The sequence below is a fragment of the Streptomyces sp. NPDC059989 genome (assembly GCF_042736975.1).
In the GTDB taxonomy this organism is placed as follows: Bacteria; Actinomycetota; Actinomycetes; order Streptomycetales; family Streptomycetaceae; genus Streptomyces.
The window spans coordinates 25,558-32,983 of sequence record NZ_JBHWUO010000066.1; the positions used below are offsets into that span (position 1 = coordinate 25,558).

Consider the following 7,426-nt stretch of genomic DNA (forward strand, 5'->3'; position numbering starts at 1 on the left):
GGGATGGGGGTCGTGTGCCGGGATACGGTCATCGGGTGCACGAGCAGACCCCCGCAGCCCCAGCCGACCCCCCTTCCTCCCAGGGCCCGACCCTGTTCGACTGGGAGTTCGCGACCGACCCCTACCCGGCCTACGCATGGCTGCGCGAGCACTCCCCGGTGCACCGCACCAAGCTCCCCAGCGGGGTCGAGGCCTGGCTGGTGACCCGGTACGCCGACGCCCGCCAGGCCCTCGCCGACCAGCGGCTCAGCAAGAATCCGGCGCACCACGCGGAGCCCGCGCACGCCAAGGGCAAGACCGGGATCCCGGGGGAGCGCAAGGCGGAGCTGATGACGCATCTGCTCAACATCGACCCGCCGGACCACACCCGGCTGCGGCGGCTGGTGTCGAAGGCGTTCACCCCGCGCCGGGTCGCCGAGTTCACCCCGAGGGTGCAGGCGCTCACCGACCACCTCATCGAGCAGTTCCAGGAGAGGGGGGAGGCGGACCTCATCCACGAGTTCGCCTTCCCGCTCCCCATCTACGCCATCTGCGAGATGCTCGGTGTACCGCGCGAGGACCAGGACGACTTCCGCGACTGGGCCGGGATGATGATCCGCCACGGCGGCGGACCGCGCGGCGGAGTCGCCCGCTCCGTCAAGCAGATGCGCACGTACCTCGGGGAGCTCATCCATCGCAAAAGGGATGATCTGGGCGACGACCTGATCTCCGACCTGATCCGGGCGAGCGACCACGGCGACCACCTGACGGAGGGCGAGGCCACCGCCATGGCCTTCATCCTCCTCTTCGCCGGCTTCGAGACCACGGTCAATCTGATCGGAAATGGGCTGAATTCCCTGTTCATGAACCCGGATCAGCGCGAGCGCCTCCAGCTCTCGCTCGCCGCCGGGGAACGCGGCCTGCTGGAGACCGGGATCGAGGAGCTGCTGCGCTACGACGGCCCCGTGGAGCTCGCCACCTGGCGGTTCGCCACCGAGCCGCTGACCCTCGGCGGGCAGTCCATCGCGGCCGGAGACCCCGTCCTGGTGGTCCTCGCGGCCGCCGACCGGGACCCGGCCCGGTTCGCCGAGCCGGACACCCTCGACCTCGGACGCACCGACAACCAGCACCTCGGATACGGGCACGGCATCCACTACTGCCTGGGCGCTCCGCTCGCACGACTTGAGGGACAGACGGCGCTTGCGACTTTGCTCACGCGTCTGCCGGATCTGGAACTCGCCGTTCCGCCGGAAGACCTGCGCTGGCGCGGCGGACTGATCATGCGTGGCCTGCGCACTCTCCCGGTGCGCTTCACACCCCGAAACATTTGAGAGCCACCTGACCGGAAGTCAGTTCCCTGCCGAACTTGTGACATGAGTTCGAAGGCGGCTAGGTTCTGCCGTTACCCCGCCGTTATGCGAAAGGTGCAGCCTCATGCTTCCCGGGAACGGCCGCCACAGACGCCCCCGCCAGATCCCCGCGATCGTCGTCACCGCCGGAGTAACAGGCTCCGCGCTGGCCCTGCCGCTACTCGCCGCCACAAGCGCGAGCGCGGCAGACACGTCCACCTGGGACAAGGTCGCCGAATGCGAGAGTGGCGGCACGTGGAGCGCCAACTCCGGCAGCGGATCGTACGGCGGACTCCAGTTCACGCAGGAGGAGTGGCGCAACGCCGGCGGGCTCGACTTCGCCCAGCGGCCCGACCTCGCGAGCCGCTCGCAGCAGATAGCCGTGGCCGAGCGGGTGCTGGCCTCGCAGGGGCCCCAGGCGTGGCCGCTGTGCGCGGCGTCGGCCGGGCTGGACGCGCAGAGCCCCGCCGCGGCGGTGGACCCCGGCTTGCCGGGCGGCTCCCACACCGTCAGCCCCTCGGCGTCCCGCCCCGACGACAAGGTGCCCTCCACCGGACAGCACGAGCCGTCCACGGACTTCGGCGCGCCGAGCCACCCCGCCCCGAGCCCGTCCGAGAGCCCGTCGTTCGTGATCCCCGAGGGCCCCCTCGGGCCCTCCCTCGGACTGCCCGTCATGCCGTCGCCCGACGACCCCACCCCGGACCCGACGCTCCCGGTGGTCCCCACGGACCCGACCGCGCCTCCGGTCACCCCCGACCCGACGGCCCCGGTGCTCCCGGGCGGCCCGACCACGGACCCGGTGGACCCCACCGCCCCTCCGGTGAACCCGGCCGACCCGACGGCCCCCGCGACCCCGGGCGCCACGACCTCTCCGACGGCCCCGGGCGCCTCCGCCGAACCCACCGCCCCCGCCGCCCCGTCCGCCACCCCGGCGGAGGGCAACGGCAAGCACCGCGGTGCGCCCGCCGCCGAGACGCCCGCCACACCTGACGCCGCGTCGGACCCCAAGTACACGGTGCAGGCGGGCGACAGCCTGGCCACCATCGCGGTCGCCAAGGGGGTCAAGGGGGGCTGGAACGCCCTCTACGAGGCCAACGAGCAGGTCATCGGCCAGGACGCCGACCTGATCAAGCCCGGCCAGAATCTGGATCTAACCTCGTAATAGGGGCACTTAGGGCGGTCGGAAAGAGTTGATTGTCCGTTTTGATCAAGTGAGACATGTGTCTCTTCCGGTCAACTGGCGTGTCCCGCCCCGGGGCTTCCGCAAACCCCGCCCTCACCTGCGCAAACGTGCGTACGAGGGACGCAAGTAGGGGCCGTTTCCCCCCGATGTCGCTTGTTGAACATCGGGGGGAGGCCTGTCTACCTTCTGAATCGCCCGCCACCGCGGGCTCCTTCGACCGCATCGCCGAATCCTGCCGGCGGACGGAGGGAACAGTCGTCGCGTCAAGCGCCGAAGGCAGGAGCGGGGGAACCAAGGTAGGCGCCGGGAGCGGCCGTTGAGAGACGGTCACGCCACCGGCTAGGGGTTAAGCCGTGCGCTAGGTCGCACGACCGGGCAACTCACTCGCCCGAACCCGACAGCTCACCTCGTAGGCGTCGGTGAGGAGAAATCCATGCTGCTTTCCGGCAAGGGCAAGCACCGCCGCGGCTCCAAGGCCGTCCGCATCGTCACGCTCGCCGGTGTCGCCGGTGTGGCTGTCGCCGCCCCCCTGATGGCCGCGGGCACCGCCAGCGCCGCCACCGCTTCCCAGTGGGACAAGGTCGCGCAGTGCGAGTCCGGCGGCAACTGGTCCATCAACACGGGCAACGGCTACTACGGCGGCCTGCAGTTCTCGTCCTCGACGTGGGCCGCGTACGGCGGCAAGGCGTACGCCGCCCAGGCCAACCAGGCCTCGAAGTCCCAGCAGATAGCCATCGCCGAGAAGGTCCTCAAGGGCCAGGGCAAGGGCGCCTGGCCGTCCTGCGGCGTCGGCCTGACCAACTCCTCGTACGACGGCGGCTCGGCCGAGGCCCCCGCCAAGCCGAAGACCGAGCAGAAGGCCGCTCCCAAGAAGGAGCAGAAGGCCGCGCCGAAGACCGAGCAGAAGGCCGCGCCCAAGAAGGAGACCCCGCGCTCCGAGGCCCCGGCCGCCAGCCGCTCCGAGCGCACCGAGGCCCCCAAGACCGGCAACGGCTCCTACGAGGTCAAGGCCGGCGACACCCTCAGCACCATCGCCGAGGCCAACGGCGTCAAGGGCGGCTGGGAGAAGGTCTTCGAGCTGAACAAGGACATCGTTTCGGACGCCGACCTGATCTTCCCGGGTCAGAAGCTGAAGCTCAGCTGAACAGTGCGGCAATAGCCGCGCCCCCCACCGCCCGGCGCGTTTCCCCCCACGCGCCGGGCGGCGGCGTTTGCCCAGGTGGCTGACCGACGATCAAGAGTCCTATGTCATGGAAGAGGGGTATTCGGGCCCTTTTTCGTCCCAGGACCCGGGCGGTCGGCCGACCGAGTGCCCGGAGGCGGTTAGGCTCTAGTCGGCGCAGGCCATCCCACGGCCTGACGCCACCGCACACCCAGCGTCACATCCCAGAAGGAGATGCTCGTGCCGTCCATCGACGTCGTCGTAGCCCGGGAAATCCTGGACTCCCGAGGCAACCCCACGGTCGAGGTCGAGGTGGGCCTCGACGATGGCAGCACCGGCCGTGCTGCAGTTCCGTCCGGCGCCTCCACCGGTGCATTCGAGGCCATCGAGCTCCGTGACGGTGACCCCAACCGTTACTTCGGCAAGGGTGTCGAGAAGGCCGTCCTCGCCGTCATCGAGCAGATCGGGCCGGAGCTCGTCGGCTACGACGCCACCGAGCAGCGGCTGATCGACCAGGCCATGTTCGACCTGGACGCCACCGACAACAAGGGCTCGCTCGGCGCCAACGCCATCCTCGGCGTCTCCCTCGCCGTCGCGCACGCCGCGTCCGAGGCCTCGGACCTTCCGCTCTTCCGCTACCTCGGCGGTCCGAACGCGCACCTGCTGCCCGTTCCGATGATGAACATCCTCAACGGTGGGTCGCACGCCGACTCCAACGTCGACATCCAGGAGTTCATGATCGCCCCGATCGGCGCGGAGTCCTTCTCCGAGGCGCTGCGCTGGGGTGCCGAGGTCTACCACACCCTCAAGAAGGTCCTGCACACCAAGGGCCTCTCCACCGGCCTGGGCGACGAGGGCGGCTTCGCCCCGAACCTGGAGTCCAACCGCGCCGCGCTCGACCTCATCGTCGAGGCCATCAAGCAGGCCGGCTACACCCCGGGCAAGGACGTCGCGCTCGCGCTCGACGTCGCCGCGTCCGAGTTCTACAAGGACGGCAAGTACGAGTTCGAGGGCCAGTCCCGCTCGGCCGCCGAGATGACCGACTACTACGCCGAGCTCGTCGAGGCGTACCCGCTGGTCTCCATCGAGGACCCGCTGTTCGAGGACGACTGGGCCGGCTGGAAGACCATCACCGACCGCCTGGGCGCCAAGGTCCAGATCGTCGGCGACGACCTCTTCGTCACCAACCCCGAGCGCCTGGCCCGCGGCATCGAGGAGGGCTCCGCGAACGCCCTGCTCGTGAAGGTGAACCAGATCGGTTCGCTGACCGAGACCCTGGACGCCGTCGAGATGGCCCAGCGCAACGGCTTCAAGTGCATGATGTCGCACCGTTCCGGTGAGACCGAGGACGTCACCATCGCCGACCTCGCCGTCGCCGTGAACTGCGGTCAGATCAAGACCGGCGCCCCGGCCCGCTCGGACCGCGTCGCCAAGTACAACCAGCTGCTGCGCATCGAGGAGATCCTCGACGACGCCGCCGTGTACGCGGGCCGCAGCGCCTTCCCGCGCTTCAAGGGCTGAGCCTTCGCCTAGCCTCCCTGCGTCCCCGCACTCGGTCCCGTACCGTGTGCGGGGACGTAGTGCGTAGTGCGTACAAGGGGAGGCGGGATCAATGGCCGGGAACCGGGATCGGTTCTCCACCTTCTCGACCGCGACCAGGCTCAAGCAGCTCGGCGAGCGGACCGCCGCCCACGTCTACCGCTCGCAGTCGCGCCGCCAGGTCCGCCGCAGCCGGCTCACCGGCCGCGCCGCGCTCCTGGTGCTCGTCCTCTGTACGCTGGTCGTCGCCCTCGCGTATCCGATGCGCCAGTACGTGTCCCAGCGCGCGGAGATCGCGGAGCAGCAGCGGGCCGCCGCCACCGCGCGGGACCGCCTGGAGCGGCTCCGCGACGAGAAGGCCCGCTGGCAGGACAACGCCTACGCGGAGCAGCAGGCGCGCAAGCACCTGCACTTCCTCCGCCCGGGGGAGACCGGCTACATCATGACCGACCCCGGGGCGCAGGGCCCCGAGCGGCACCGGACCGGCCAGGCCGGCTCGGACCGACCGTGGTACTCCAACGTCTGGGACGGCGTCGACAAGGCCGACCGCCCGGGCGACTGACCCGTACCGCAGCACCCATCCACGAGAACGAAGAGACTTCCTCCAGGCATGCAGACGCCCCCGCCCCAGACCGACCGGACCGAGCCGACCGACGCGGACATCGAGGCGTTCGAGCAGCAGCTCGGCCGCCCGCCGCGCGGGCTGCGCGCCATCGCCCACCGCTGCCCCTGCGGCCAGCCGGACGTGGTGGAGACCGCCCCGCGGCTCCCTGACGGCACCCCCTTCCCGACGCTGTACTACCTGACGTGCCCGCGCGCGGCCTCCGCGATCGGCACGCTGGAGGCCAACGGCGTGATGAAGGAGATGCAGGCCCGCCTCGCCGAGGACCCCGAGCTGGCGGCCTCGTACCAGAAGGCGCACGAGGACTACATCCAGCGGCGCGACGCCATCGAGGTGCTCCAGGGCTTCCCGAGCGCCGGCGGCATGCCGGACCGGGTGAAGTGCCTGCACGTGCTCGTCGGGCACTCGCTGGCCGCGGGCCCGGGCGTCAACCCCTTCGGCGACGAGGCCCTGGCGATGCTGCCGGAGTGGTGGGCCAAGGGCGCCTGCGTCACCCCGTGCGCGGAGAAGGCGGAGCAGAAGGAGTCGGACGCGTGACCCGGGTCGCCGGCATCGACTGCGGTACGAACTCCATCCGGCTCCTCGTCGCGGACTGCGACCCGACCACCGGTGAACTGGTCGAGCTGGACCGGCGGATGACCATCGTCCGCCTCGGCCAGGGCGTGGACAAGACGGGCCGCCTCGCTCCGGAGGCCCTGGAGCGCACCTTCGCCGCCTGCCGCGAGTACGCGGCGGTCATCAAGGAGCTCGGCGCGGAGAAGATCCGCTTCGTGGCCACCTCCGCCTCGCGGGACGCCGAGAACCGGGACGATTTCGTGCAGGGCGTCAAGGAGATCCTGGGCGTCGAGCCCGAGGTGATCTCCGGCGACCAGGAGGCCGAGTTCTCCTTCACCGGCGCCACCAAGGAGCTCGTCGCGCACGAGCACCTGGAGCGGCCGTTCCTGGTGGTGGACATCGGCGGCGGCTCGACGGAGTTCGTGGTCGGCGAGGACCACGTGCGCGCCTCCCGGTCCGTGGACGTGGGCTGCGTCCGGATGACCGAGCGCCACCTCGTGGTGGACGGCGTGGTCACCGACCCGCCCACCCCGACCCAGATCGCCGCCATACGGGCCGACATCGAGGCCGCGCTGGACCTGGCCGCCGAGACGGTCCCGCTGGGCGAGGCCCGCACCCTGGTGGGCCTGGCCGGCTCGGTGACCACGGTCGCCGCCATCGCGCTCGGGCTGGAGGAGTACGACTGGTCGGCGATCCACCACTCCCGGATCTCCTACGAGCAGGTCCGCGAGATCAGCGGGCGGATGCTGACGGCCACGCACGCCGAGCGCGCGGCGATCCCCGTCATGCACCCGGGCCGGGTCGACGTGATCGGCGCGGGCGCGCTGGTCCTCCTGGCGATCATGGAGCGGATCGGGGCCTCCGAGGTCGTCGTCTCGGAGCACGACATCCTGGACGGCATCGCCTGGTCCGTCGCCTGACCCGCTGAACAGCGTCGTTGCGGGGGGGGGACCCGGAAGCCCCGGCCGGGTTGGGTGGTTGGGGGGTTCCGGGCGTCGGGGGCCGCCCATGTACACCCGGGTTACGAGCACGCCCGG

The 7,426-nt window shown here is 70.8% G+C and carries 7 protein-coding genes and 1 riboswitch; all 7 genes read left to right on the plus strand.

The genetic code is table 11. The features are described 5' to 3' along the window. The first annotated feature begins 35 nt into the window (after positions 1 to 35). The 7 genes from ACFWBN_RS35310 to ACFWBN_RS35340 all read left to right on the plus strand — a co-directional run bounded on the left by ACFWBN_RS35310 (position 36) and on the right by ACFWBN_RS35340 (position 7,309). Complete coding sequence (locus ACFWBN_RS35310; RefSeq protein ID WP_385184376.1) at positions 36 to 1,310, plus strand: cytochrome P450; 1,275 nt, start codon at positions 36 to 38, stop codon at positions 1,308 to 1,310. A 103-nt stretch (positions 1,311 to 1,413) separates the two neighbouring features. Then, entirely contained in the window at positions 1,414 to 2,490 is a 1,077-nt protein-coding gene (locus ACFWBN_RS35315) for a transglycosylase family protein (RefSeq protein WP_385184379.1), read from the plus strand. A 279-nt stretch (positions 2,491 to 2,769) separates the two neighbouring features. Continuing rightward, positions 2,770 to 2,942: riboswitch (cyclic di-AMP (ydaO/yuaA leader) on the plus strand. Between the two features lie 2 nt (positions 2,943 to 2,944). Continuing rightward, positions 2,945 to 3,655 carry a transglycosylase family protein gene (locus ACFWBN_RS35320; RefSeq protein WP_385184382.1) on the plus strand — a complete coding sequence of 237 codons (711 nt, stop codon included), beginning with the start codon at positions 2,945 to 2,947 and terminating at the stop codon, positions 3,653 to 3,655. 252 nt (positions 3,656 to 3,907) lie between these two features. Then, the gene (eno, locus tag ACFWBN_RS35325) at positions 3,908 to 5,194 is read left to right on the plus strand and encodes a phosphopyruvate hydratase (RefSeq protein ID WP_385184385.1); all 1,287 of its coding nucleotides are present in this window, start codon (positions 3,908 to 3,910) and stop codon (positions 5,192 to 5,194) included. 91 nt (positions 5,195 to 5,285) lie between these two features. Continuing rightward, the gene (locus ACFWBN_RS35330) at positions 5,286 to 5,774 is read left to right on the plus strand and encodes a septum formation initiator family protein (RefSeq protein WP_385184387.1); all 489 of its coding nucleotides are present in this window, start codon (positions 5,286 to 5,288) and stop codon (positions 5,772 to 5,774) included. A gap of 48 nt (positions 5,775 to 5,822) precedes the next feature. Next, positions 5,823 to 6,371 carry a DUF501 domain-containing protein gene (locus ACFWBN_RS35335; protein WP_385184390.1) on the plus strand — a complete coding sequence of 183 codons (549 nt, stop codon included), beginning with the start codon at positions 5,823 to 5,825 and terminating at the stop codon, positions 6,369 to 6,371. Further along, positions 6,368 to 7,309 carry an exopolyphosphatase gene (locus ACFWBN_RS35340; protein ID WP_385184393.1) on the plus strand — a complete coding sequence of 314 codons (942 nt, stop codon included), beginning with the start codon at positions 6,368 to 6,370 and terminating at the stop codon, positions 7,307 to 7,309. The genes ACFWBN_RS35335 and ACFWBN_RS35340 overlap by 4 nt, the downstream gene beginning before the upstream one ends. The last annotated feature ends 117 nt before the right edge of the window (positions 7,310 to 7,426 follow it).

Coding starts and splice junctions, on each gene's coding strand:
- ACFWBN_RS35315 (WP_385184379.1), top strand. CDS start 1,414: ATGCTTCCCGGGAACGGCCGCCACAGACGCCCCCGCCAGATCCCCGCG.
- ACFWBN_RS35320 (WP_385184382.1), top strand. CDS start 2,945: ATGCTGCTTTCCGGCAAGGGCAAGCACCGCCGCGGCTCCAAGGCCGTC.
- eno (WP_385184385.1), top strand. CDS start 3,908: ATGCTCGTGCCGTCCATCGACGTCGTCGTAGCCCGGGAAATCCTGGAC.
- ACFWBN_RS35330 (WP_385184387.1), top strand. CDS start 5,286: ATGGCCGGGAACCGGGATCGGTTCTCCACCTTCTCGACCGCGACCAGG.
- ACFWBN_RS35335 (WP_385184390.1), top strand. CDS start 5,823: ATGCAGACGCCCCCGCCCCAGACCGACCGGACCGAGCCGACCGACGCG.